Source organism: uncultured Microbacterium sp., from assembly GCF_963521695.1.
In the GTDB taxonomy this organism is placed as follows: Bacteria; Actinomycetota; Actinomycetes; order Actinomycetales; family Microbacteriaceae; genus Microbacterium.
Map to the genome: position 1 here is coordinate 1 of NZ_CAUQWC010000020.1, position 25083 is coordinate 25083.

Annotated in this window: 27 protein-coding genes; 15 read left to right on the forward strand and 12 right to left on the reverse strand. The window is 69.4% G+C overall.

Features of this window, described 5'->3' with window-relative positions:
* Together RWP81_RS02755 and RWP81_RS02760 are read left to right on the forward strand one after the other, a co-directional pair.
* Window positions 1-574, forward strand: a 574-nt coding sequence (locus RWP81_RS02755; RefSeq protein ID WP_314452031.1) for a class F sortase, incomplete at its 5' end; no start/stop codon positions are given.
* 92 nt (window positions 575-666) lie between these two features.
* Window positions 667-915, forward strand: a complete 249-nt coding sequence (locus RWP81_RS02760) for a hypothetical protein (protein WP_314452033.1) — start codon at window positions 667-669, stop codon at window positions 913-915.
* Between the two features lie 285 nt (window positions 916-1200).
* Here RWP81_RS02760 and RWP81_RS02765 read toward each other — a convergent pair whose 3' ends face one another.
* Complete coding sequence (locus RWP81_RS02765; RefSeq protein WP_314452035.1) at window positions 1201-2130, reverse strand: hypothetical protein; 930 nt, start codon at window positions 2128-2130, stop codon at window positions 1201-1203.
* Between the two features lie 816 nt (window positions 2131-2946).
* The gene (gene ychF, locus RWP81_RS02770; protein ID WP_314452037.1) at window positions 2947-4020 is read right to left on the reverse strand and encodes a redox-regulated ATPase YchF; all 1074 of its coding nucleotides are present in this window, start codon (window positions 4018-4020) and stop codon (window positions 2947-2949) included.
* A 370-nt stretch (window positions 4021-4390) separates the two neighbouring features.
* On the opposite strand from ychF, the gene RWP81_RS02775 reads away from it, so the two are divergent.
* Window positions 4391-4984: a 3'-5' exonuclease gene (locus tag RWP81_RS02775; protein WP_314452040.1), complete on the forward strand. Its 594-nt coding sequence runs from the start codon at window positions 4391-4393 to the stop codon at window positions 4982-4984.
* Window positions 4985-5039: 55 nt separating this feature from the next.
* Window positions 5040-6380, forward strand: a complete 1341-nt coding sequence (rmuC, locus tag RWP81_RS02780) for a DNA recombination protein RmuC (RefSeq protein ID WP_314452042.1) — start codon at window positions 5040-5042, stop codon at window positions 6378-6380.
* 24 nt (window positions 6381-6404) lie between these two features.
* On the opposite strand, the gene RWP81_RS02785 is transcribed toward rmuC, so the two are convergent.
* Together RWP81_RS02785 and glpX are read right to left on the reverse strand one after the other, a co-directional pair.
* Window positions 6405-6617 carry a hypothetical protein gene (locus RWP81_RS02785; protein ID WP_055953550.1) on the reverse strand — a complete coding sequence of 71 codons (213 nt, stop codon included), beginning with the start codon at window positions 6615-6617 and terminating at the stop codon, window positions 6405-6407.
* A 295-nt stretch (window positions 6618-6912) separates the two neighbouring features.
* A complete protein-coding gene (gene glpX, locus RWP81_RS02790) occupies window positions 6913-7902 on the reverse strand; it encodes a class II fructose-bisphosphatase (RefSeq protein WP_314452046.1) in 990 nt (329 codons plus the stop codon).
* A gap of 177 nt (window positions 7903-8079) precedes the next feature.
* Here glpX and fbaA point away from each other — a divergent pair, with 177 nt between their 5' ends.
* On the forward strand, window positions 8080-9108 hold the full coding sequence (fbaA, locus tag RWP81_RS02795; RefSeq protein ID WP_055953545.1) for a class II fructose-bisphosphate aldolase: 1029 nt from the start codon (window positions 8080-8082) through the stop codon (window positions 9106-9108).
* Between the two features lie 287 nt (window positions 9109-9395).
* Here fbaA and RWP81_RS02800 read toward each other — a convergent pair whose 3' ends face one another.
* The 5 genes from RWP81_RS02800 to RWP81_RS02820 form a co-directional block, all read right to left on the reverse strand.
* Window positions 9396-9941 (reverse strand): MOSC domain-containing protein, encoded by a 546-nt coding sequence (locus RWP81_RS02800; RefSeq protein WP_314452049.1) that lies wholly within the window; start codon window positions 9939-9941, stop codon window positions 9396-9398.
* 127 nt (window positions 9942-10068) lie between these two features.
* A complete protein-coding gene (locus tag RWP81_RS02805) occupies window positions 10069-10770 on the reverse strand; it encodes a zf-HC2 domain-containing protein (RefSeq protein ID WP_314452051.1) in 702 nt (233 codons plus the stop codon).
* Window positions 10767-11273, reverse strand: a complete 507-nt coding sequence (locus RWP81_RS02810) for a sigma-70 family RNA polymerase sigma factor (protein WP_082484860.1) — start codon at window positions 11271-11273, stop codon at window positions 10767-10769. The genes RWP81_RS02805 and RWP81_RS02810 overlap by 4 nt, the downstream gene beginning before the upstream one ends.
* A 64-nt stretch (window positions 11274-11337) precedes the next feature.
* Window positions 11338-11922, reverse strand: a complete 585-nt coding sequence (locus RWP81_RS02815) for a DUF6264 family protein (RefSeq protein WP_314452054.1) — start codon at window positions 11920-11922, stop codon at window positions 11338-11340.
* Window positions 11919-12980: a 4-hydroxy-3-methylbut-2-enyl diphosphate reductase gene (locus RWP81_RS02820; protein WP_243223216.1), complete on the reverse strand. Its 1062-nt coding sequence runs from the start codon at window positions 12978-12980 to the stop codon at window positions 11919-11921. Before RWP81_RS02820 ends, RWP81_RS02815 begins: the two co-directional genes overlap by 4 nt.
* Window positions 12981-13120: 140 nt before the next feature.
* Between RWP81_RS02820 and xseA the strand changes: the two genes are divergently transcribed.
* From xseA to RWP81_RS02855, 7 genes are all read left to right on the forward strand, one after another.
* On the forward strand, window positions 13121-14476 hold the full coding sequence (gene xseA, locus RWP81_RS02825) for an exodeoxyribonuclease VII large subunit (RefSeq protein WP_314452057.1): 1356 nt from the start codon (window positions 13121-13123) through the stop codon (window positions 14474-14476).
* A 66-nt stretch (window positions 14477-14542) separates the two neighbouring features.
* Entirely contained in the window at window positions 14543-14770 is a 228-nt protein-coding gene (locus RWP81_RS02830; protein WP_183420116.1) for an exodeoxyribonuclease VII small subunit, read from the forward strand.
* Window positions 14770-15402 carry a DUF4245 family protein gene (locus RWP81_RS02835; protein ID WP_314452061.1) on the forward strand — a complete coding sequence of 211 codons (633 nt, stop codon included), beginning with the start codon at window positions 14770-14772 and terminating at the stop codon, window positions 15400-15402. The genes RWP81_RS02830 and RWP81_RS02835 overlap by 1 nt, the downstream gene beginning before the upstream one ends.
* A complete protein-coding gene (locus RWP81_RS02840) occupies window positions 15399-16070 on the forward strand; it encodes a carbonic anhydrase (RefSeq protein WP_399540537.1) in 672 nt (223 codons plus the stop codon). Before RWP81_RS02835 ends, RWP81_RS02840 begins: the two co-directional genes overlap by 4 nt.
* A 34-nt stretch (window positions 16071-16104) precedes the next feature.
* On the forward strand, window positions 16105-17499 hold the full coding sequence (locus tag RWP81_RS02845; RefSeq protein WP_314452064.1) for a class II fumarate hydratase: 1395 nt from the start codon (window positions 16105-16107) through the stop codon (window positions 17497-17499).
* A 46-nt stretch (window positions 17500-17545) separates the two neighbouring features.
* Window positions 17546-18961, forward strand: coding sequence for a HAMP domain-containing sensor histidine kinase (locus RWP81_RS02850; protein WP_314452066.1), 1416 nt, complete (start codon window positions 17546-17548; stop codon window positions 18959-18961).
* A complete protein-coding gene (locus RWP81_RS02855) occupies window positions 18958-19614 on the forward strand; it encodes a response regulator transcription factor (RefSeq protein ID WP_055953529.1) in 657 nt (218 codons plus the stop codon). Before RWP81_RS02850 ends, RWP81_RS02855 begins: the two co-directional genes overlap by 4 nt.
* A 312-nt stretch (window positions 19615-19926) precedes the next feature.
* On the opposite strand, the gene RWP81_RS02860 is transcribed toward RWP81_RS02855, so the two are convergent.
* Together RWP81_RS02860 and RWP81_RS02865 are read right to left on the reverse strand one after the other, a co-directional pair.
* Window positions 19927-21288, reverse strand: coding sequence for a PhoH family protein (locus RWP81_RS02860; RefSeq protein ID WP_314452069.1), 1362 nt, complete (start codon window positions 21286-21288; stop codon window positions 19927-19929).
* A 330-nt stretch (window positions 21289-21618) separates the two neighbouring features.
* Window positions 21619-22407 (reverse strand): isoprenyl transferase, encoded by a 789-nt coding sequence (locus tag RWP81_RS02865; RefSeq protein WP_399540538.1) that lies wholly within the window; start codon window positions 22405-22407, stop codon window positions 21619-21621.
* A 150-nt stretch (window positions 22408-22557) separates the two neighbouring features.
* Here RWP81_RS02865 and RWP81_RS02870 point away from each other — a divergent pair, with 150 nt between their 5' ends.
* Window positions 22558-23250 carry a hemolysin III family protein gene (locus RWP81_RS02870; protein WP_314452081.1) on the forward strand — a complete coding sequence of 231 codons (693 nt, stop codon included), beginning with the start codon at window positions 22558-22560 and terminating at the stop codon, window positions 23248-23250.
* A gap of 227 nt (window positions 23251-23477) precedes the next feature.
* Here RWP81_RS02870 and RWP81_RS02875 read toward each other — a convergent pair whose 3' ends face one another.
* Window positions 23478-23753 carry a hypothetical protein gene (locus RWP81_RS02875; protein WP_314452073.1) on the reverse strand — a complete coding sequence of 92 codons (276 nt, stop codon included), beginning with the start codon at window positions 23751-23753 and terminating at the stop codon, window positions 23478-23480.
* Between the two features lie 59 nt (window positions 23754-23812).
* Here RWP81_RS02875 and RWP81_RS02880 point away from each other — a divergent pair, with 59 nt between their 5' ends.
* Entirely contained in the window at window positions 23813-24208 is a 396-nt protein-coding gene (locus RWP81_RS02880; protein ID WP_314452076.1) for a DUF4307 domain-containing protein, read from the forward strand.
* Between the two features lie 101 nt (window positions 24209-24309).
* Complete coding sequence (greA, locus tag RWP81_RS02885; protein WP_243223212.1) at window positions 24310-24801, forward strand: transcription elongation factor GreA; 492 nt, start codon at window positions 24310-24312, stop codon at window positions 24799-24801.
* The last annotated feature ends 282 nt before the right edge of the window (window positions 24802-25083 follow it).

Below are 25083 nucleotides of genomic sequence, written 5' to 3' on the forward strand. Positions count from 1 at the left end.
GCTCAGCTGCGCGGGGTGCAGCGCGGCGCCGCAGGCGGCCTCCCCCACACCTCTCCCGTCGGCTCCGACGTCCGTCGCGTCCCCGACCACACCGATCACGCCGCCCGACGTGGACGCGCCGGCCCCGCCCGCCCCCGTCGCCCCCGCACGTGTCGTCATCCCGACCGTCGCGCTCGACGAGCCCCTGATCGAACTGGGGATCGCCGACGACGGGGGCATGGAGGTTCCGGTCGACTACGACGAGGTCGGATGGTTCTCCGGCGGCGGGCGCCCCGGCGGAAACGGACCCACCGTCATCGCCGCCCACGTCGATTCGCCCACAGGCCCCGCGGTGTTCCAGGATCTGGAGAGCCTCGCGGTGGGAGACGTGGTCGAGGTGTACGGCGCCGACGGCGTGGTGCACGTCTACCGCGTCACCGAGACCGCCGACTATCCCAAGTCGGCCTTTCCCACCGCCCGTGTCTTCGGAGCCACCGCCCGTGACGAGTTGCGGCTGATCACCTGCGGTGGCGTCTTCGACCGGGATGCCGGTTCGTACGTCGACAACCGGGTGGTGTACGCCGAGCCAGCCTGATCGTAGGCCGTCGTCGCGAGGGCCGGTTGGCCCGCGCCCACAACGTTGCGCTCGTGCGTCGGCCACGCCGACCTGTCGATAGCCTTGCCGCTGTGGCACAGAACGAACGCGGTCGAACCTCCGCCAGTCACCTGACGTTCCTCATCATCTTCACCGCGCTGTTCGCCGGTGGGATCGTCGTGACGTTCTTCGCCGCGCCGCTCTTCGCCCTGACGCCGTTGCAGGGGGCCGTCGCGCTCATCCTGACACTCTTCACCGGGTCGGCAGCCGTGTGGGAGCTGCGGTGTCTGGTGGTCGCGCGGAGGCATCGCCGGCGTTCTGAGCGCACGCGATCGATCTGACCAAGCCTCGACGGCAGGCTCCCATCCATCCGGATGGATGCGACGGCCATTGTTCCTCGTAAGCTCATGACGATGAGCGGTGAGGGCGGTAGTGAGGGTCGTGTGTCCACTTCCCATTGCCGCGGATGACAGGATGCTACGCGCCGCGGCCACCAAGTGCGCGTGATGACAGACGCCCGTTGTGAGCGTGAGAGCGACACCCCACCCTGAGACATCCGGGTGAGCCGTGGTCATCGCCAGGTCGGAGCGTGTGACCAACCGCGGGCATTCTGCGCGAGTCGGTCGTCAACCCTCGGCGGACTCAGTGATCGAGAGCTCGATCAGGTCACGTACAAAATCGACGAGGTGGGGCAGGACGTTCCCCACCTCTCGTGCGTCGGGCATACGACTACCGTGAGACATGCTGCTGCGCATCGCGTACACGCGCGTGAAGAATCTGGCGGGCGCCATTCCGTCGTATTCGCGATCCCCCAGACGCGAGGACAAGCGCCGACCGGCATGGTTAATCGACTCCTTGCGGAGGTGGCCGATCCGATCGCGCAACGCAACGCGGCGATCGACCGAAAGGCTCGACTCGTCGACGTTCTGCAGCAGCTCGTCGATCACGACTTGCTCGTCCTCGCCGACACGCTGTGGGTCGATGAGTGCTTCGACTGCAGAGACCATCGTCAGGAGCTGAGCATCGGTGGGAAATCGCCCGCGCGCGCTGAACAACTGATACGCCAGGGTCGTGTGGTCTCGGAGCACGCCATCCGCGACGGAGCTTCGAAATTTCTCGACGAAGTAGCCGGGCGGCTGCCGAGACGTTCCGGTCGCCGAAACGCTTACGGACACCGGCTCGACGTCAGCCAGATGGACAAGCACGCCCGAGCGCTCGTTGACCGCTTGGTAACTCGGACCGACCGCGCTCTGCATGAGCACCAGCGCTTCATCGGACCACGTTCCGAGGGCCCGCCGCTCGAGGAAGTCAACGTCGATGTGGCCGCGCGTAAGGGCGAGCACGAACGTTCCCATCCAGCGTGACGCGGCGTCCCGAGCGTCATCCTCGGTGGCGTATGTCACGCCGCGGAGCGCCGCGCGAGTCGCGCCGGCGAGCGGAGTGGTCGCTTGGAGCCAGATGCGCTCACCGTCCGTGTCCCAGAGTGTTAGCGTCTCATCGTCAACGTCGAGACCGTTCTGAACGAATTCGAACAGAATGCGGAATCCGAAGCCCATTTGCCGACCCTAGCAAGCCGCGAATGGTCTCCGCGGAAGCGGTCTTCGATGTCAGAGCCCGCTGCATACTTTGAGCACTCGGCCGGAGAAGGCAACCACGCCGGCCGGTGGGAACCAACAGCAAGTACGCCGGGAAGGTTGGCCGGCAGATGGACGCCAGAGTCTGCAGCGCATCGCGGCATCCGGGCCGCTCGAGACCCTCATCGCTGCCGGGCTGCGACGAGCCCGCCAGCTCACAACCACCGACCCGATGCCTCGACCCGTGAAAGCCTGGATCAGGTTCGGTGGGACCCCGATCCTCGTCGACGCCGAACCGGGCATGTGGACCCCCAGCGCTGTCGGCATTCGCTTTCACGTCAACGGCAGGGTTCACCGCTGCCGAGTATGGGTCGGCGCTGTCAACGACGTCTGAACGCGCGGACGCGACCGGACACATGGGCTCGCCGCGGCCGGGATCAGCGGCATCCGCCTCCACGACCTGCAGCACTTCTGCGCGTTCGGCTGATCGCGAGCAGGTGCGACGTCGTCACTGTGCAGAGAAACCCCGGTCGCGCCCACAAGACGGCGACGCTCAACACCTACGGCCCTTTGTGGCCGAGCGCGGAGGACCGGGCGCGAGCTGCGGCCGCTGGCCTCGTGAGCGCCGTTCTCGGTGATCCTGGGGCTCTGTGCAGACTAACGCCACCTGATTCTCGGAATCACGCGGCGAAGTCACCCAGCTACACGTTGAAGCGGAACTCCACCGGGTTAGGTGAATGCGCGCTCGTTCGGGCTTTCCATGACCCTGACCATAGCGGGGCCCCGCCGCGCGAGATATCAGTTGTTAAAGCGGAACTCGACCACGTCGCCGTCCTGCATGACGTAGTCCTTGCCCTCCAGGCGCGCCTTGCCCTTCGAGCGGGCCTCGGCGACCGAGCCGAGCTCGACGAGGTCGGCGAACGAGATGACCTCGGCCTTGATGAAGCCCTTCTCGAAGTCGGTGTGGATGACACCGGCCGCCTGCGGAGCCTTCGCGCCCTGCGGGATCGTCCACGCGCGCGCTTCCTTCGGTCCCGCGGTGAGGTAGGTCTGCAGGCCGAGCGTGTCGAAGCCAATGCGGGCGAGCTGGTCGAGGCCGGACTCGTCCTGACCGGTGGATGCCAGCAGCTCGGCGGCGTCCTCGGGGTCGAGGTCGATCAGTTCCGACTCGATCTTGGCATCCAGGAAGACGGCCTTCGCGGGCGCGACGAGCGCCGACAGTTCATCTTTGCGGGCGGGGTCGGTGAGCACGGCCTCGTCGACGTTGAAGACGAAGATGAAGGGCTTGGCCGTCAGCAGACCCAGTTCGCGGATCGGCGAGAGGTCGATCTTGGATGCCGAGAGCAGCACGCCGCGCTGCAGCGCGTCCTGCGCGGCCTTCGCGGTGTCGAGCACGGCGGGGTCGAGCTTCTTGCCCTTGACCTCTTTCTCGTACCGCGTGATCGCCTTCTCGAGCGTCTGCAGGTCGGCGAGCTGGAGCTCGGCGTTGATCGTCTCCATGTCGCCGGCGGGGTTAACCTGGCCGTCGACGTGGACCACGTCGTCGTCGGCGAATCCGCGGACGACCTGCGCGATGGCATCCGCTTCACGGATGTTCGCCAGGAACTGGTTGCCGAGGCCCTCTCCCTCGCTGGCTCCGCGCACGATGCCGGCGATGTCGACGAACGACACCGCGGCGGGCACCAACCGCTCGCTGCCGAATACGTCGGCGAGCTTCTGCAGCCGCGCATCGGGAAGGTTCACGACCCCGACGTTGGGCTCGATCGTGGCGAACGGGTAGTTCGCGGCGAGCACCGAGTTCTTGGTCAGGGCGTTGAAGAGGGTCGACTTGCCGACGTTGGGAAGGCCGACGATTCCGATGGTAAGAGCCACGGGAGTCCAGGTTACCCGGCTGTCGCCCGCTCAACCGCTCCCGGCTCCTCTCGCTGACGCGGGACGCACCCCGCGCCGACGCTCCGACATCCCCATCGCGGCCGATCCGCTGCGGGCTCCCGCGACGCAGAACCGCCGCCACCATCGCATTCCTGAGCTCCGCCGAGCCGCGGGCGGGCGCACGCCGGACATAACGCAGGAGATCTGACCGGTCCGGGGTGCCGATCCGGCCTCCGTCGCCCGGTGCGACGAGGATCTCCTGCGTTGTGGCCGGCCCGCGTCTGGAAACCACCCGCGTCGCCCCGGACCGGATGCCGCCGACCCCGGCGCGCCTCACCCCCTCGACGCGACGGCGGGTGAGGGTGGATCCGTGGCATTGGACTTCACCGCAATCGACTTCGAAACGGCGAACTCCAGCGGCGCGTCCGCGTGCGCCGTCGGTCTCGCCCGCGTGCGGGGCGGTCGGGTGGTCGCCACCGCCGCCTGGTTGATCAAACCTCCGGCCGGTCACGACGACTTCGCACCGATCAACGTCGGAATTCACGGCATCCAGCCCGCCCACGTGGTGAACGCGCCGTCGTGGAGCGATCAACTCGCACGCCTCACCGCCTTCGCCGGCGCCGACGTGCTGGTCGCGCACAACGCCGGCTTCGACATGTCGGTGCTGCGTCGGGCCTGCGCCGCGACGGGCGACGAGTGCCCGCCGTACCGCTACCTCTGCAGCGTGCAGATGTCACGCAAGACGTACGCGCTCGCCTCGTACCGCCTGCCGCTGGTCGCCGCCGAGGCCGGATGCTCTCCCTTCGCGCACCATGACGCGCTCGCCGACGCCGTCGCCTGCGCCGAGATCACCATCGACTGCGCGCGCCGCGCAGGCGCCGACGACGTGCACGCCTTGGCCGCGCACCTCGGCGTACGGGTCTCGCAGATCGCGGTCGAAGCGGTCGAACGCGCCGTCGCCTGAGCACCACCGGCGGCGTCTCTCCGGCGATGTCGGAGGTCTGGTGCATGCTCGGAACATGGATGCCAGCGCCCTCCTCTTCGTGATCCTCGCCCTCGCCCTCGGCGTCGCCGCCGGGTGGTTCGTGGGTTCGTCGCGGGCGTCCGCGCGGGCCGCGATCGAGCAGCAGGCGCTGGGCTCGCGTGCCGCCGCCGCCGAGACGGCGCGTGTGGGCGCAGAGGCCCAACTCGACCACCAGGTCGCGCTGTACCGAGAACTGGTCGGCCAGTCCCGCGCCGACCAGGCCGCGCGAGAGGAACGCGAGCGTCGCGAGCAGACGGTCCTGCGCGCGCTCGACCCGGTGCGCGACACCCTGGATGCGATGCAGCGCAAGGTCGACGGCCTCGAGCGCGACCGTGTCGAGCAGTACTCCGCGCTCGGCGAACAGCTGCGACTCTCGCGCGAGGCCGATGAAGCGCTCCGCGCCACCACCGAGTCGCTCGCGTCCGCGATGCGCTCCGGCACCACGCGCGGCGTCTGGGGCGAGACGCAGCTGCGGCGGGTCGTCGAGGCGGCCGGCCTCACCCGTTATGTCGACTTCGACCTGCAGGCGACCATCTCCAGCGATGCCGGCGCGGGCCGCCCCGACATGGTGGTGCGCCTCCCGGGCGGCAAGGCCCTCGCGGTGGATGCGAAGGTCCCCCTCGACGCGTACCTGCAGGCGAGCGCCATCGCCGTCACGGCCGCGGGCGAGGAAGGAGCGCGGCGCGCGGCGCTCCTGACGAAACACGCACGCGCCGTTCGCGCCCACGTCGACGCGCTCGCCAAGAAGGCCTACTGGGCCGGGCTGACGACGAGCCCCGAATTCGTCGTCTGCTTCCTTCCGAGCGAGTCGTTGCTGGCGTCCGCGCTCGATGAAGATCCGGCCCTCCTCGACTACGCCTTCACGCGTCGAGTGGCCCTCGCCTCTCCCGTCAACCTCTGGGCGGTGCTGAAGACCGTCGCCTTCACGTGGACGCAGCAAGACGTCTCAGACGAGGCGCGCACCCTCTTCGCCCTCGGCACCGAGTTGTACGACCGGGTGGGCGTCCTCGCGAGCCACGCGGGCGACCTGCGCCGCGCCATCGAGCGCACGGTCGACAGCTACAACAAGTTCGCGGGGTCGCTCGAGACACGGGTGCTGGTCACCGCACGCAAGTTCCCCGGGATCGATGAGACCAAGCTCGACGTTGTCGCGGCTCCAGGCGCTGTCGATTCCGTGCCCAGACGGTGGACGGCACCCGAGATGATCGACCTGGAGTCCGATCCACGACAGTCGTCGGTCACGCAGACAGATGAAGACGCCCCATCGCCGCGGCTCCCGGGGGCCGACCTCGGTGAGGTGCGCGAGAGAGCGGGGCTGGCGGCGGATGACGCCTGAACGGTGTGTCGGTGAGCCCGCGGCTCAGGCGCCGCCCGGCACCCAACTGAGCAGACTGATGACGGCGGCGGAGACGCCGACGAAGGCGCCGACCATCCACCACGCGCTGACTTCGTGGCCTTCGGCGCGGCGCACGCGCAGCAGCACGTCGGGGCGGCGTGCCGGGTCGACGGCGCTGGCGATGACCGCCTGGGCACCTGTCTGAGGTGCGGTCTGGTTCGTCGGAGCTGTAGTCACGGACGATCCCCCTTCGGGTCTCGGAAGAACACAGCGTCACCGTTGACACCTCTACCGATTGTGCCAGAGTCCTCCTGAGAGACCGGTCACGCTTGCGTCACGACACGCCCGGCTGCTCCTGCGCGCCGCGGTCGCCGGCCGCGGGTGACCCGCGGTGCGGGGCCGGCCCCGGCCACAACCCGCCCCCCGAAACATCGAAACTGCACCCCGCCGACGAGACGGTTGCGGCATGCAACCGTCATGTCAGCGAGATGCCGTCTCGCGAGATGCACCACTCAGCCCAGGAGGGCCGGAGTCACAGCCACTTGGACGTCAGGTGCTCCGACGTGATGCGGCGCAGAGTTCCCGACGCACCGCGCAGCACGACGCTCTCGGTGTAAAGGAAGTCGCCCTCGCGGCGCACGCCCGCAACGAGCTGACCATCGGTCACGCCGGTGGCGACGAAGATCGTGTTCTTGCCCTTCACCAGACCGTCGGCCTCGTAGACCTCGCCGTCGATCAGGAGTCCGGCATCCCGGCCCTTCTCCTTCTCGTCGTCGGTGCGAGGTGCGAGCACTCCCTGGATGTGCCCGCCGAGCGCCTTGATCGCGCAGGCGGTGACGATCCCCTCGGGGCTGCCGCCGATACCGACGCACATGTCGGTGCGGGCGTTGTGACGGGCCGCGTTGATGCCGCCGGCCACGTCGCCGTCGCTCATCAGACGGGTGCCCGCGCCGGCCTCGCGGATGTCGGCGATGAGCTGCTCGTGCCGCGGGCGGTTCAGCACCGAGACGACGATCTCATCGACGGGCTTGCCGAGGGCCTTGGCCAGAAGCCGGATGTTCTCACCGATCGGGAGGCGGATGTCGACGACACCCACGCCCGCGGGACCGGTCACGAGCTTGTCCATGTAGAAGACGCTCGAGGCCTCGAGCATGGTGCCCTGGTCGGACACCGCGATCACCGACAGAGCGTTCTGGCGACCGGCGGCGGTCAGCGAGGTGCCGTCGATCGGATCCACGGCCACGTCGCACTGAGGGCCGCGGCCGCTACCCACGCGCTCCCCGTTGTAGAGCATGGGCGCGTTGTCCTTCTCGCCCTCGCCGATGACGATCGTGCCGTCGAAGTTGACGGTGCTGAAGAAGGCGCGCATCGCGTCGACCGCGGCGCCGTCAGCGGCTTCTTTGTCGCCTCGCCCGATGAAGGGAACGGCGCGGATGGATGCCGCTTCCGTCGCCCTCACCAACTCCAGAGCCAGGTTGCGGTCGGGGTGCAAAGGGCTCATGTCGGCAGTCAGGCTCACCATGGGGCCACTGTATCCAGCAAAGCGACGACAATCGCGGGATTTCACCACTCCCGGGGCGAAGGAATCGTGTTTCTTAACGATTCCGCAGAAGTGGCGAGTTCCTGTCGCGTGCGCCATGTCACGATCCGACGCCTTCGCTAGGCTGACGGTGTCCCGACAACACCAAGGAGCACCTCCATGCCCGTCGCTACCCCTGAGCAGTACGCCGACATGCTCGACCGCGCCAAGGCCGGCAGCTTCGCGTACCCCGCGATCAACGTCTCGAGCTCGCAGACCATCAACTCGGTGCTCCAGGGCCTGACCGAGGCCGGCTCCGACGGCATCCTCCAGGTCACCACCGGTGGCGCCGATTACTTCGCCGGCCACACCGTCAAGGCCCGCGCCACCGGCGCCCTGGCCTTCGCCCGGTACGTCACCGAGGTCGCCAAGAACTACCCGATCACCGTAGCGCTGCACACCGACCACTGCCCCAAGGACGCCCTGCCCGGCTTCGTCCTCCCCCTCCTCGAGGCCTCTGAAGAAGAGGTGAAGGCCGGCCGCAACCCGATCTTCCAGTCGCACATGTGGGATGGCTCGGCCGTTCCCCTCGACGAGAACATCGACATCGCGGCCGACCTCCTTCCCCGCATGAAGAACATCAACGCCATCCTCGAGATCGAGGTAGGCGTCGTCGGCGGCGAAGAAGACGGCGTTCAGCACGAGGGCTCGAACGACGCCCTTTACACCACGGTCGCCGACGTGACCAAGGCCGTGGAGCGCCTCGGCCTCGGCGAGAACGGCCGCTACATCTCGGCGCTCACCTTCGGCAACGTGCACGGCGTGTACAAGCCCGGTGGCGTGAAGCTCCGCCCCGAGCTGCTCGGCGAGATCCAGGAAGGCATCGCTGCGCACTTCGGCACCGGTCCCAAGCCCCTCGACCTCGTGTTCCACGGCGGCAGCGGCTCGACCGACGACGAGATCGCCCTCGCCGTCGCGAACGGCGTCGTCAAGATGAACATCGACACCGACACCCAGTACGCCTTCACGCGCTCGATCGCCGGCTACATGTTCTCGAACTACGAGGGCGTGCTGAAGCTCGACGGCGAGGTCGGCAATAAGAAGCAGTACGACCCCCGCGCCTGGGGCAAGGTCGCCGAGTCGGCGATGGCGGTGCGCGTGGTCGAGGCCACCAAGCAGCTCGGCTCGTACGGCCAGTCCAAGAGCTGACACACCCGCTCGAGCGAACGCCCCGGTCTCCGTACCGGGGCGTTCGTCGTTTCCGGATGCCACGGCCCGAGCCCGAACCGCAACGCGCGCACCCCGTGCACAACGGCGGGCCGGCTCGGCGACACGCTGGTCTCACGCCGTCGCGAACGGCGTGAGACCGAAACCCCCCGCCGTTGTGCGCGCGCGAGGGCGACCGGATCACGCCGCCACGACAGGCGTGCCACCGAAACGCCTCGCCGTGGCGCGAACACCCCGCCTCGGGCGACCGAACCCCGAGACCCAGAGCCTCAGCTTCGGTACACCTCGATCACCGTCGGCGCACCCTCGGGTGCCGACAGCACCTCGATGGCATCCCCCGCCCGCACGTCGCCGGCCCGGCGCACGCGCAGGTATGCGCCGAGGCGACCCTCGTCGGAGAAGCGCTTCACCCACCCGCGCGCCGCGGAGCCGCTGACCCACCGTGCGAACGTCGCGCACGGGGTGCGGGGCATCGTCACCTCCACCTCGACGGTGTCGCCGATACGCCAGACCTCGCCGATGCGGGCGCCGTTGACGTCGAGCCCCTCGACGCGGAGGTTCTCCCCGAACCATCCCGCGGCGAGGTCGCGACCGAGCTCGCCCTCCCAGAACTCCGCGTCCTCGTAGGCGTACGCGTACACGGCCTTGTCGGGACCGCCGTGATGCTTCCGGCTCGCCTGCACGTCGGCGCGGACGCCCAGCTTCCCCACGCGAACGGCGCCCTCGAGCGGGCGTTTGTCGATGGCGGTGACGCCGACGGATCCGGCATCCGGATGCAGGGTATGGACGGCGCAGACGGCGACGAGACGGGGCATGCGTCGATGCTAGAACGTCACCGCGGCGCCTCCCGACTCTGTGGAGCGCACCGCGCACGTGGTCGGCACCGCAGCGGATTCGCCTCGGGCGTCGACGCGTTGGCCGATCACGCCCCGCGGCCGCGACTCACGGCGTGTCGAACGTCCGCCGCATCACGACCCGGTCGCCGTCGACCGTGCGGATCTCGACCGCGTCGATGTCCGCCGTGGCGAGGTCGGTCCCGGCGCTCAGCTCGGTCGTCGATCCCGGGCCGGCGCGCCACGTCGACAGCACGCTCGTCGAGCCCGCGTCGTCGGTGACCGCGAGGGCATACGGCCAGCCGCCGGGCGGTGCGTCGAGCACCTGCCCGGTGTACTGGCACACGAGGTCGATGCGCGTGCCCCAGGGCACGGAGGTGAGCTTGACCGAGGCTTCGAGGGGCGCTCCCCCGATGTCGTCGAGCGCGTAGACCGCCCCCGACGGCTGCACCGCCCCGGTGACCGCGATGACGCTCGGCACGGCGATCGCGACCAGCGCGACGGATGCCGCCAGCGTCCACGCCGTGATGCGGCGGGCGCGCCGACGACGCGCGGTTCGCACGAAGCGGCCCCGCAGCGACGGATGAGGCACCGAGATCGGCACCGGGCCGGTCGACTCGCCCACGGCACGCGCCCGCTCGACGGACAGCCGCGACAGCAACCCGGCGGTCGGCGCGAGTTCGGAGACGGCTGCCCGGCACTCGGTGCACACCGCGAGGTGCGCTTCGAACTCGGCTCGATCGGCGGCGCTCAGGGCTCCGAGGACGTAGGCGCCGTCCGAGTCGGACAGGCGCTCGTGATCGGCGGTCATCGGGTCACCCCTCTTTCCTGCAGCGCGAGCCGCAGCGCCCGCACGGCGTAGTGCAGACGCGACTTCACGGTTCCGGCGGGGATGCCGAGCTCCTCGGCGGCCTGGGCGACGCTGCGCCCGCCGTAGTAAGCGCTGACGATGACCGCGCGGTGGTCGGGAGTGAGGGTGGCCAGTGCCTCCTCGACGAGCAGGGCGTCGAACATGGCGTCCGTGTCATCGTCGCGCACCCGTTCGGGCAGTTCGTCGACGGGAAGTTCATGGCGGCGCCGGGCGCTGCGCGCCTCGTCGATGACGATATTGCGGGCGACGGTGTACATCCACGACCGCAACGAGGAGGGATCGTCGGTCATCACCCGCGGCGTACGCCATGCACGCAGAAGGGTCTCCTGCACCACGTCATCGGCGCCGGAGTGATCACCGGTCAGGCTGACGACGTACCGCCACACGGGGACGGCGTGCGCGTCGTACAGCGCCGTCAGCTGCGCGTGCTCGTCCCGCACCACGGCATCCCCTCTCCCCGTCTCGAGAAACCCTCTCGGGTGAACACGGGATGCCGGCTCGCGCGGTTCAGTTCGGGACGCTGCCGATGATGGCGGTCATGAACTGCTGATCGCCGACCAGGGCGAGGGTGACGCACACACCGGCGATCAGCGCCGTGGCGACGAAGCCCGCGATGGGGATCCAGAACGCGATGCGACCTCGCCTCAACCGGCGCCAGGTGAGCAGGGCGGTGAGCAGCCATCCGATGCCGTAGACGAGGGCTGCGGCCGCGCCCCAGACGTACCCCGCCTGCGGGTTCGTGTAGGTGGCGTCGACGCCCAGCACGGCGGCGGCCGACTCGGCGTAGCGCGGGAAGTCGAGCAGCTGCATGATCGTGGAGACCGTGGAGACGAGTCCGTAGGCGAGCAGACCGCCCGTGATGACGCGGTCCCACAGCGGTCCGCGCAACGCTCCCGGTCGGGTGCCGGCGGCGGGTACGGGCGCCGACGCGGGGGTCGACACAGGCGGCTCGGGCTGCGGGGCCACACCGGCCTCGAGCGCCTCGGTCACCTCCGGACGCTGGATGCGCGCACGCTGCTCTTCGGGGGTGGCGTACTCGCCGTACTGCGGGCGCGGCCGGGCCTCGGGGTTCTCGGACGACGCGTTACTCACGCGCTGCTCCGACCGCCGAGCGCGCGGCTGTCGCGCTGGCCGTTGGCATCCTGACGCAGCTCTTTCGGAAGCGAGAAGATGAGGTCTTCCTCGGCGGTGCGCACCTCTTCGACGTCGCGGTACCCCGCACCGGCGAGTTCTTCGAGCACTTCGGTGACGAGCACCTCGGGAACCGAGGCGCCGCTGGTCACACCGACGGTCTGGACGCCCTCGAGCCACTCCTGCTTGACCTCGTCGACGTAGTCGACGCGGTAGGCCGCCTTCGCGCCGTACTCGAGCGCGACCTCGACGAGGCGGACGCTGTTGGAGGAGTTCGCGGAGCCCACCACGATCACGAGATCAGCACCGACGGCGACCTTCTTGATCGCGACCTGTCGGTTCTGCGTGGCGTAGCAGATGTCGTCGGAAGGCGGATCCTGCAGCTGCGGGAAGCGCTCGCGCAGGCGACGCACGGTCTCCATCGTCTCGTCGACCGACAGCGTGGTCTGCGACAGCCACACGACCTTCGACGGATCGCGCACCTCGATCTCGTCGGCGTGCTCGGGCGAGTTCACGACGGTGACGTGCTCGGGGGCCTCGCCGGCCGTCCCCTCGACCTCTTCGTGGCCCTCGTGGCCGATCAGCAGGATCTCGAAATCGTCTCGCGCGAAGCGCACGGCCTCGCGGTGCACCTTCGTCACGAGCGGGCAGGTGGCGTCGATGGCCTGGAGTCCCCGATCGGATGCCGCGGACACGACGGCGGGCGACACACCGTGGGCGCTGAAGACGACGTGGGCGCCTGCGGGCACCTCGTCGACCTCCTCGACGAAGACGGCGCCCTTCTTCTCGAGCTCGGTGACGACGTGGATGTTGTGCACGATCTGCTTGCGCACGTAGACCGGGGCGCCGTAGCGCTCGAGCGCCTTCTCGACGGCGATGACCGCGCGATCGACGCCCGCGCAGTATCCACGGGGTGCGGCGAGCAGCACCTTCTTCTTTCCGACGACGGGGATATCCTGGAGCCGCCCGCGTCGACCCGGGATGCGGGGAACGGGCAGGTGCACGGCAGGTGAGCTCACCCCGCGATTCTACCGGGGTGCCCCTGGACGCCGGCCGAACCTCCCCACCGCGACCCGCATGGATACGATGAGCCCTTTCCCGTCCGAGACCCTCCCGCCTCCTGCGCCTCCTGCCGCCGGCGCGCATCCGAGCGAGTGACATGACCTCCTTCCACCCCGAGACCGTCGCAGGGCAGGCGCCGCCCGCCGACAGCGTGCACCCGCGCGACTCCCGCACCGACGCCCCCACCTCGGTCTCCCGCCTGAACGACACGATCCGCGGCTTCATCGAGCGCTGGGGGTCGGTATGGGTCGAGGGCGAGATCACCTCCTTCAACCGTCGCGGTGGCAACGTGTTCGGGCGCCTGAAAGACCTGGGAACCGAATCGACCGTCGCGTTCCGCATCTGGTCGAGCACGCTGAACCGTCTGCCGAAAGACCTCAAGGTGGGCGACCACGTCGTCGCATGCGTCAAGGCCGATTACTTCCCCCGCACGGGCGACTTCTCGTTCTCGATCTCGGCGATGCGCCACGTGGGCCTCGGCGAGCAACTGGAGCGCCTCGAGGCCCTGCGTGTGCAGTTGCGATCGGAGGGCCTCTTCGACCCGGTTCGCAAGAAGAAGCTGCCCTTCCTCCCCCACTGCATCGGCCTCATCACGGGCGAGAATTCTGACGCCGAGAAAGACGTTCACCGCAACGCCGAGCTGCGCTGGCCGCGGGTGCGCTTCCGCACCAAGCACGCCGCCGTGCAGGGTGAGCGATGCGTACCCGAGACGATCGCGGCGCTGAAGGCACTGGATGCCGACCCCGACGTCGACGTGATCGTGATCGCGCGCGGCGGCGGCGATCCACAGACGCTGCTCGGCTTCAGCGACGAGCGGCTGTTGCGCGCGGTGGCCTCGGCATCCACTCCGATCGTCAGCGCCATCGGCCACGAGAACGATCGACCCCTGCTCGACGACGTCGCCGACGTCCGCGCGTCGACGCCCACGGACGCCGCCAAGCGGGTCGTGCCCGACGTCAGCGAGCAGCGGGCGCTCGTGGCGCAGCTGCGCGCACGGCTGACGGGACGCCTCACGCAGCGCGTGCTGCACGACATCGCCCAACTCGAGCAGATCCGTTCGCGTCCGGCGCTGCGCGCGCCCCACTCGATGCTCACCTCGCGCGCCCAGGAGCTGTGGATGTTGTCGAACCGCGGTCGCGACATCGTCGACCGCCGCATCGAGGGCGAACGGCGCCGCACGAACGAGCTCAGCGCGGGGCTCCGCGCGCTCTCGCCCCTCGCGACGCTGGCCCGCGGGTACGCGATCGCGCAACTCCCCGACGGCTCGGTACTGCGTGACGCGGCCGACGCCCCGGTGGGGACCGTCGTGCGCGTGACGGTCGAACAGGGCAGCATCGCCGCCCGATCGGAGGGCGCCGTCCCCGACGCCGTCGCGCACGGCGCGGCGAGCGCGAGTGGGGCCGGCGAGCCGCAGATCGACGCCGTGGAGCGCTCCGATGCCCGGCGCCGGTGAAACGACCGCTCGACGCCGAGGCAACCGGCGACGGGGTGTCGGTGGGTCCCGCCTAGAATGGATGCCATGACCGCGACGACCCCCGGCTCCGCCGCCGACGTCGCGTCCCTCTCGTTCGAGCAGGCTCGCGACGAGCTCGTGCGCGTCGTCGCCGAGCTCGAGCAGGGCGCACCGACACTCGAAGAGTCGTTGGCCCTCTGGGAGCGCGGCGAGAAGCTGTACGCCCGGTGCGAAGAGTGGCTGCTCGGGGCGAAGCGTCGACTCGACGCCGCCCGTGGCGAAGGAGACGAGTGATGGCCCGCGTCGTCGCGCATCTCGGTCGTCCCGAGACCCCGCAAGAAACAGCCGACCGCAAGGCGGAGTCCTCGCGCCGGTATCGCTCGAGCAAGACGTTCCGCAATCTCATCGCGGCGCTGCTCGTCATCATCGCGGTCGTCGTCGTCGTCGTCGCCGCGGTCCCCCGGGGCGAACCGGCGCCGCGGCCCGCGCCCGACGTTCCGGCCCTGGCCGCTGATCTCGAAGCCGAGCGCGGGCGCCCCGTGCTGTCGCCCTCGCTGGGTGAGGGGTGGCGTGTGAACCAGGCCACCGTCGAGGGCGTCGGGGGAACCGAGGCGTGGACCATGGTCTATGTCCGCTCCGGCGAGACGGGCTTCCTCCGTGTCGCTCAGGGGTTCGACGCCGACGAGGCGTGGGTCGGACAGGTGCTCGATGGCACCCGCAGCACCGAGACGACCGAAATCGACGGCATCACCTGGAACGTCTACCGGCCCGCCAACCCGTCGGGCACGGGGAACATCGATTACGCCCTGGCCACACCGGCCGGCCCCGACTACGTGCTCGTCTACGGCGACGCAGCCCCGGAGACGGCGGCTCTGGCGGCCGCATCCGTCACCGAGCAGGTCGAGCAGTTGAGAGAGGTTCCGTGAGCGAGCGCATGACCCCCCATCAGGTGTGGCAGCAGATGGTGGAGGGAAACCAGCGATTCATCGCGGGCGCTCCCGCCCACCCCCGGCAAGACGCGGAGCGTCGCACCGAGCTCGCCAGCTCGCAGCACCCCACCGCGGCGCTGTTCGGCTGCTCCGACTCGCGTCTGGCCGCCGAGATCATCTTCGATGAGGGGCTCGGCGACCTGTTCGTCGTGCGAAACGCCGGCCAGGTCATCTCGGATTCGGTCATCGGCAGCCTCGAGTACGCCGTCGGGGTGCTCGAGGTGCCGCTCATCGTCGTTCTCGCGCACGACGCCTGCGGCGCCGTGGGGGCCGCGATCGACAGCACCGGCCTCGATGCCCCGACCCTGCCGGCCTACATCTGGCGCCAGATCGCCCCCATCGTGCCGGCGGTTCGCCGCGTGCAGCGCGCCAGTGCGGTAGACGGGCGCCTGCCCGAGCACGTCGACCCCGAGCGGGTCGGCCGCGAGCACCTGCGCCACACCGTGGCCGAGTTGCTGCGCGCCTCCGAACTCATCAGCGAGGCGGTGGTCGAGGGCCGTACCGCCGTCGTGGGCGCCAATTACCGTCTCGACGAGGGCGAAGCCTTCCCCGTCGTCATCGTGGGCGATGTGGTCGACGAGCGCGTCGAAGCCGCCCGCAGCTGAGAACCATCGAACACCGATCTGGAGGAACGACGACGTGACCGACATCGAGTACCGCATCGAACACGACACCATGGGTGAGGTGCGGGTGCCCAAGGACGCCCTCTACGCCGCGCAGACGCAGCGCGCCGTCGAGAACTTCCCCATCTCCGGGTCCGGGCTCGAGTCGACGCAGATCGCCGCTCTCGCGCGCATCAAGAAGGCCGCCGCGCTCGCCAACAAAGAACTCGGCACCCTCGACGGGCAGATCGCGGATGCCATCGCCCAGGCCGCCGACGAGGTCGTCACCGGTCGCCACGACGCGCAGTTCCCCGTCGACACCTACCAGACCGGCAGCGGCACCTCGTCGAACATGAACATGAACGAGGTGCTCGCGACACTGGCGACCGGCATCCTCGGTTCGACCGTTCATCCCAACGACCACGTGAACGCCTCGCAGTCGTCCAACGACGTGTTCCCCACCTCGGTGCACATCGCCGTGACGCAGGCCCTCATCACCGATCTCATCCCCGCTCTCGAGCACCTCTCGGTGGCGCTCGAGACCAAGGCCCAGGCGTGGAAGGGTATCGTGAAGTCGGGTCGCACCCACCTCATGGACGCCACCCCCGTCACCCTCGGCCAGGAGTTCGGCGGCTACGCCCGCCAGATGCGCCTCGGCGTGGAGCGCGTGCAGGCGGTGCTCCCTCGCGTCGGCGAGGTGCCCCTCGGCGGCACCGCGGTCGGCACCGGCATCAACACCCCCCTCGGCTTCCCGCAGAAGGTCATCGAGCTGCTCGCGTCCGAGACCGGGTTGCCCATCACCGAGGCGAAGGACCACTTCGAAGCGCAGGCCAACCGCGACGGTCTGGTCGAGGCGTCCGGCGCACTCCGCACCATCGCCGTGTCGCTCACCAAGATCAACAACGACATCCGCTGGATGGGATCGGGACCGAACACCGGTCTCGGCGAGCTGCACATCCCCGACTTGCAGCCCGGATCCTCGATCATGCCCGGCAAGGTCAACCCGGTCGTCCCCGAGGCCACCCTCATGGTCTGCGCGCGGGTCATCGGCAACGACGCGACCGTCGCCTGGGCGGGCGCCTCGGGCTCGTTCGAGCTCAACGTCGCCATCCCCGTCATGGGCACGGCGCTGCTGGAGTCGATCCGCCTGCTCTCGAACGCCATGCGCGTGCTCGCCGACAAGACCATCGACGGCCTCGAGGCCAACGTGGCCCGCGCCGAGGCCTTCGCCGGCATGTCGCCCTCGATCGTCACGCCGCTGAACAAGGTCATCGGCTACGAGGCCGCCGCCAAGATCGCCAAGCACTCCGTCGCCAAGGGGATCACCGTGCGAGAGGCCGTCGTCGATCTCGGCTACGTCGAACGGGGCGAGATCACCGAAGAGGTGCTCGACGCCAAACTCGACCTGCTGTCGATGACGCACCCCGGCTGAGCATCCCACGCACGTCCACGACGCCGAGGCGCGCCATAATCGGAGGATGAGCCCCGCGACGAGACCCCTCTCGACGCGCGTGCGACTTCTCGGCGCGATCCTCGGCGTCGTGCTCTTGGGCATGATCCTCGCCGGCGGCGTGACCTTCCTCGTGCAGAGCGATCGCGTGATCGCCAACGCCGAGCGTCAGCTCGACGGCTTCGTCTCGACGGTGTCCACGAGCGGTCAGGATGCCGCCGACCTCGTCGCCGCGGCCATCCCGGGCCGCACCGACGGCACACTCGCCCTCGCCGATGCACAGGTGCTCGCGGCGACGCCGTCGCCCCCGGGCCTGCGCCTGGCCGATGACGCCGAGCTGGTGGCATCCCTCGCCCGGCTCGTTGCCGAGGGACGCCTCACGGGGCGCCTCGACAGCGACCAGGGCCCCCTCCTCTACGCCGCCGCGCCGGTGAGCGGCGGCACCGTCGTGCAGGTCATCTCGGTCGACCAGCGCATGGAGCTCGTCACCCTCTCGACCGCCACCTACGGCATCACGGCACTGGCGGTGCTGATCCTCATCGGCGTCGCGGGGTTCTTCGTCACCGGCCGACTGTTCTCGCCGCTGCGGCGCCTGCGCGCCACGGCAGACGCGATCACGATCGACGACCTGGGCACCCGCCTCCGCCCCCACGGCAACGACGAGATCTCCGATCTCACGACCTCGGTCAACTCCATGCTCGACCGCCTCGCGATGTCGGTCGACGCGCAGCGCCAGCTGCTCGACGACGTGCGGCACGAGCTGAAGACGCCCATCACCATCGTCCGCGGCCACCTCGAGATGATGGATCCCGCCGACCCGTACGACGTCGCCGAGACACGCGACCTCGGCATCGCCGAGCTCGACCGCCTCTCGCGCCTCGTCGACGACATCGATGCCCTCGCCGACATCGAGACCGGCGCGCTGTCCGATGCCGTCATCGACGTCGGCGCGCTCACCGACCGCGTCGCAGAACTCGCGGGGGCTATCGCGGGACACTCCTGGAGCGTCGAGCAACGCGCCCGCGCGCGCATCCGCGGCGACGCCGACCGTCTGGTGCAGGCGTGGCTCCAGCTCGCCGAGAACGCCGCGAAGTACACCCCCGAAGGCAGCCCCATCGAGATCGGCAGCTCCGTCGACGACGGCACCGCCCACCTGTGGGTGCGCGACCACGGTCCCGGCATCCCCCCGGCCGCCCGCCATCGCGTGTTCCGCCGTTTCGACCGCCTTTCCACCCGTCGGGGTGTCGAAGGTTCGGGCCTCGGCCTTTCGATCGTGGATGCCATCGCCAAGGCGCACGACGGACACTGCGCCGTCGTCGACACCCCCGGCGGCGGCGCCACGGTCGTGCTCCACATCCCCGTGGCCGGTGCGCAGTCGCCGGCCGAGCTTCCCACGCCCGTGCGCGCGGGGGACGTCGTCATGCAGAGAGAGGCCACCGGATGACCCGCATCCTCATCGCGGAAGACGAGGAGCGCATCTCCTCCTTCGTGGCGAAGGGGCTGGAGTCCGCGGGCTACCAGACGCTGATCGTCGACGACGGCGCTGACGCGCTCGACACCGCACTCGCGGGCGAGGTCGACCTGGTGCTGCTCGATGTGGGGCTGCCCTCGCTCGACGGCTTCGAGGTGCTGCGGAGCCTCCGCGGCCAGGGTTCGACGATCCCCGTCATCATGCTCACCGCCCGCACCAGCACGCGCGACACCGTCGATGGTCTCGACGCCGGGGCGAACGACTACGTCGCGAAACCCTTCAAGTTCGACGAGCTACTCGCCCGCGTGCGCTCGCGCTTGCGCGAGCCGGTCACGGTGGGCTCCATGACGATCGGCCACGGCGATGTCTCGCTCGACATCCTCGCCCGGCGCGCGACGGTCGCCGGCCGCGAGATCGACCTCAGTGCTCGCGAGTTCGCCCTCGCCGAGGAATTCCTTCGCCACGCGGGGCAGGTGCTCAGCCGCGAGCAGTTGCTCAGCCGCGTGTGGGGAATGGACTTCGATCCGTCATCCAATGTGGTCGACGTCTACGTACGCTATCTGCGCGCGAAGGTCGGGTCGGGTCACATCGTCACGGTGCGCGGAGCCGGTTACCGCTGGGAGTGACTCGCGGCGCGGCAGCGCCGTGAACCCCGAAAACCCCCGGCGGGGGGCACCGGGGGTTTCTGGAGAGACGCGTCCGGTGGTCTTCCGGCTCACCCGAAGAGCGGTGACCTGCGCGTGACGTGTTCTCTTGTTTCCACGGGGGAACCGCCGAAGCGGTGACGAAGTGTCCTTCGTCGACAGAGATAACTCTCGCGGGTCTTTGTGAGAGGCCGGGGAGTCGAAGATGAGAAAGCTCTCATCTTGTCCTCCCCGACCTCTCGAGAAGAAGGGCCGGGATGCCACGGCATCCCGGCCCTTCTCCCGATCCCGTCCTTACGACAGCTCGCCGGCCTCCAGCAGCTCGGTCACCAGTGCCGCGATGGCGGAGCGCTCGGACCGCGTCAAGGTGACGTGGCCGAAGAGGCCGTGACCTTTGAGCGTCTCGATGACCGACGCGACACCGTCGTGACGCCCGACGCGCAGGTTGTCGCGCTGTCCGACATCGTGGGTCAACACCACACGGGAGTTCTGGCCGATGCGGCTGAGCACGGTCAGTAGCACGTTGCGTTCGAGCGACTGCGCCTCGTCGACGATGACGAAGGCGTCGTGCAGCGACCGACCACGAATGTGCGTCAGCGGCAGCACCTCGAGCATGCCCCGGGCGAGCACCTCCTCGAGCACGTTGCCCGAGACGACCGAACCCAGCGTGTCGAAAACCGCCTGGCCCCACGGACCCATCTTCTCGGCCTGGTCGCCCGGCAGGTAGCCGAGCTCCTGCCCACCGACCGCGAAGAGCGGGCGGAAGACGATGATCTTCTTCTGCTGCTGTCGCTCCAGCACGGCTTCCAGCGCCGCACACAGCGCCAGGGCCGACTTGCCGGTACCGGCTCTTCCGCCGAGCGAGACGATGCCCACCTCGGGGTCGAGCAGCAGGTCGAGCGCGATGCGTTGCTCGGCCGACCGGCCGTGCAGACCGAACGCCTCGCGGTCGCCGCGGACGAGACGGTATTCGCCCTTGCTTGTGACGCGACCGAGGGCGGAGCCGCGCTCGGAGTGGATGACGAGACCGGTGTTGACCGGCATCCCCTTCACCACGTCGCTGACGGCGACCTCGGTCTCGTAGAGATCGGAGAGGTCATCGCCCGACACGTCGATCGAGGCGATGCCCGTCCACCCGGAGTCCATCGCCTGCTCGGCGAGGTATTCCTCGGTGTTCAGGCCGAGGGATGCCGCCTTGACGCGCATCGGCAGGTCCTTCGACACCACGGTCACCTCGGCGCCGTCCTTCGCGATGTTCATCGCGACGGCGAGGATACGGCTGTCGTTGCCACCCGTGCGCATGCCGGAGGGCAGCACGCTGGGGTCGGTGTTGTTCAGCTCGACGCGGAGGGAGCCGTTGTCGCCGACGGCGACCGGGAAGTCGAGACGGCCGTGCTCGATGCGGAGTTCGTCGAGGTGGCGCAGCGCCTGACGGGCGAAGTACCCGATCTCGGGGTCGTGACGTTTGCCCTCGAGTTCCATGATCACGACGACGGGGATCACCACCGCGTTCTCGGCGAAGCGGAAGAACGCCCGCGGGTCGCTCAGAAGGACGGAGGTGTCCAGGACGTACGTGCGAAGCGCCTGATCGGCGCCCGCTTCGGACTCTGCGCTCTCGACGACGTGACGCTGGTCGTACGGTGCTCGTGTAGCCACAACCCACTCCCGACCCGGGTGTTTCACCCGGTTGTCACGAGTCGACCTGTGGGTCACGAGTCGCAATCCGAAGGCCGACTCGATCGGACTCCGTGTCCGATGCTTCACCGTACGACGCTGCGAGAGCCGTGAGGGTCGTTAACACGCCGCGAATATGACGAGTTCGTGAACACCTTGTCCGCGCGGCTCATCGTCCGAAAAGTAGTTCGGTGGATGCCGCCCGTTCCGCCCGCGTGAAGGGCAGACCCTTCGACGTACCCGGCCTCCGCTGCGCCGGCGCGGTGGCCGTCAATTGGCCACAGGGGGCTGAACGCGTCTCGGCCGTCGCGCCTACTGGCCGAAGCGACGATCGCGCGCGCCGAAGTCGCGGATGGCTCGGAGGAAGTCGACCTCGCGCAGGTCGGGCCCGAGGGCCTCGACGAAGTAGAACTCCGAGTGCGCGGACTGCCACAGGAGGAAGTCGCTGAGACGTTGCTCTCCGGAGGTGCGGATGACCAGGTCGGGATCGGCCTGACCGCCCGTGTACAGATGCTCGCCGATCTGCTCGGGCGTGAGACTCGCGGCGAGCTCCTCCAACGAGCCACCCGACTCGTCGTGCTGGGCGATGATCGAGCGCACCGCATCCACGATCTCGCTGCGGCCCCCGTACCCGACCGCCAGGTTCACGTGCAGGCCCTTGTGACCGCGCGTGCGTTCGGTGACCTCGTGCAGCACCTCGGCGAGTTCGGCCGGCAGTCCGTGGGCGCGTCCCACGTGCTTCACCCGCCAGTTCGGTTCGTGCGACAACTCGCGGGCGAGTTCGGCGATGATCTCGAGCAGGTCCTGCAGCTCTTTGCTCTCCCGCTTGACGAGGTTGTCGTTCGACAGCAGGTACAGGGACACCACCTCGATACCGAGGTCGTCGCACCATCGCAGGAACTCGTGCATCTTCGCCGCGCCGGCGCGGTGGCCGTGGGCGGCACTGTCGTACCCGAGCTGGCGCGCCCAGCGACGGTTGCCGTCGATCATCATCGCGACGTGGTGCGGCACGGTCGCCGGCATGCGGCGGCGGAGGCGCGAGATGTACAGACGATAGAGGGGGCCCCGCCCCTCGTTCTTCCACACGCGCGCCACCCGCATACGCTACCGCGTCCGACGGCCGCCGTACGGCGGGCTCGGGGTGTCGTCGCCCGGGTGACGGGTGAGCTCCGGCGCCATGTTCCCCCCGGAGCATGGGAGCGGACGTAGTGTCGAGGTGTGACACGTCCGACGCCCGCAGACGGCCCCGAGATGCCCCAGCTCCCCCTCATCGAGGCAGGATCGGTGGGCGCGGCGGTCGAACTCAAGCCGACGTGGCGCGGGTGGATCCACGCGGGGACATTCCCCGTCGCGATCGCCGCGGGGATCGTCTTGATCGCGCTCGCGCAGGGCGCCCCCGCCAAGTGGGCCTCGGCGGTGTTCATGGCGACCTCCATGCTGCTCTTCGGCAACTCAGCCCTGTACCACCGCTTCCACTGGAAGCCGAAGACTCTGGCGGTGCTCAAGCGCATCGATCACGCGAACATCCTGCTGCTCATCGCGGGCACGTACACGCCGATCGCGGTGCTGGCCCTGCCGACGCCGAAGACCGTGCTGCTGCTGTCGATCGTGTGGGGCGGTGCCGTTCTCGGCATCCTGTTCCGCGTGTTCTGGATCAACGCGCCGCGCTGGCTCTACGTGGCGCTGTACCTCGCACTCGGGTGGGCCGCCGTGATGTACCTCGGCGACCTGCTGGCGGCGAATGTCGCGATGATGCTCCTCGTCGTCGTCGGCGGGCTGCTGTACACCGCCGGCGCGATCATCTACGCGATGAAGAGGCCCAACCCGTGGCCGGGGCACTTCGGGTTCCACGAGATCTTCCACGTGTGCACGGTGCTGGCGTTCCTCTGCCACTGGACGGCGTGTCTGCTGATCGCCCTCCAGCCCGCCTACCACGGCGGCTGAGCGCGCGGTATCCCGCTGCGACCGGCGGCCGCGCCTCACGAGCCGGGGCCACCGGACGCGATGAGACCCGCAAGATGTCCACCGGCTCGGATGCCGGCGGCATCCCCATCCGATGAGGTCGCCGCGGTCCGAACGCGGTGAACGGGCGGTCGCGCCTCTACGGGGACCGGCGCAGCAGAACCCGCTGCCGGCGCCCCGAGGTCGCGCCTCAGCCGCGGCCGGCGGGATCAGCGGCGCGGCGGAGTGGGATCGATGTCTTCGTCGTCGGTCTCGCTGGCCGCGGCGGCCGCGCGCGCCTGCTCCTCGGCATCCAACTCGGCGTTCACTTCTTCGCGATAGCGACCGCGACGGATGCGGCGCAGCATTTCCCACACGAGGAGGAACACCGCGATCGCGATGAAGGCGATCGCGGCGAAGCCGAGCGGGCCGGGTGTGACGATCGACTCATCGGGAGTCACCACCGGTGAGGGCGTGGTCGCGAGGGCGACGATCACGGGGAGCATGGAGTCCTTCGGTGCGGGAGCGCGTAGCCTGGAACTCCAGCCTAAAGCCCGGGGAGACCATGACGACGCAAGACCTGCTCGACGACCGCTACGGGCGCACGCGCTCCCCGCGGCGACGCCTCCTCGGCTGGTCGATCGTCGCCGTACTGGCCCTCGGTGCGATCGGCTACCTCGGGTGGACCACGGTGGCCAGCAGCGCCGGGTCGGTCACCGCGACCGACACCGGGTTCTCGGTCGTCGACGACCGCTCCGTCTCGACCACGTTCCAGATCACGGCGCCCGTCGGCCAGCCCGTCGCGTGCGCGCTCGAGGCCCGCGACGAAGAGCACGGCACCGTCGGGTGGCGGGTGGTGCAGTACCCGGCATCCGAGGAGCATTCCCGGGCTTTCAGCGAGACGATTCCCACGCTCTCGCTGGCCACGACAGGTTTTGTCAACGCCTGCTGGGTGCCGTAAACTCGCGGGATCACGACGCGCCCCGGCTCGATGCCGGGGCGTTCGACATATGCCCGGCGGTTCCGTGCGACCGCCGCTCGCCCCTCGAAGAAGGAGTACCCGTGTCCAACGACGCTCAGGTGACGTTCCTCACGCAAGACGCCTACGACCGTCTCCACAACGAGCTGGAGCACCTCTCGACCACGGGTCGCGAAGAGATCGCCAAGCGCATCGAGTCGGCGCGCGAAGAGGGCGACCTGAAGGAGAACGGCGGCTACCATGCCGCGAAAGACGAGCAGGGCAAGCAGGAGGCGCGCATCCGCACCCTCCAGCAGCTGCTGAAGGATGCCAAGGTCGGCGAGGCCCCCGAGAGCCACGGTGTCGTGGAGTCGGGCACCGTCGTGACCGCCGTGATCGCCGGCGGCGAAGAGAAGTTCCTGCTCGGCAACCGCGAGATCGCCGCCGACTCCGAGCTCGACGTGTACAGTGAGGCGTCCCCGCTGGGTGCGGCCATCCTCGGCCTCAAAGAGGGCGACAAGGGTTCGTACACCGCGCCGAACGGCAAAGAGATCGCGGTCGAGATCGTCAAGGTCGAGACCTACTCGGGGCAGTAAGCCCTTCCCGCTCGCGAGCCGCTCCCCGGATGGGGGGCGGCTCGCGGCGTTCGGGAGCATGGACGCCTCGACGCCGGTTCGGCCCGCACCGACCCTGCCGCGCCGAGGGCGGCGTTCCGCCGAGCAGCGGCGGCGTCGCCGAGTCCCCTCACCCAAGCGCCGGGGCATCCGATGTGCACCGGGGTGCGCGCCGACCGCCCCACTGCACATACAGCGCCCCAGCAGCGCACCGGCGCTCCGGCCGCCCTTCCCTGACGCGCCGGGGCACCCGATGTGCACCGG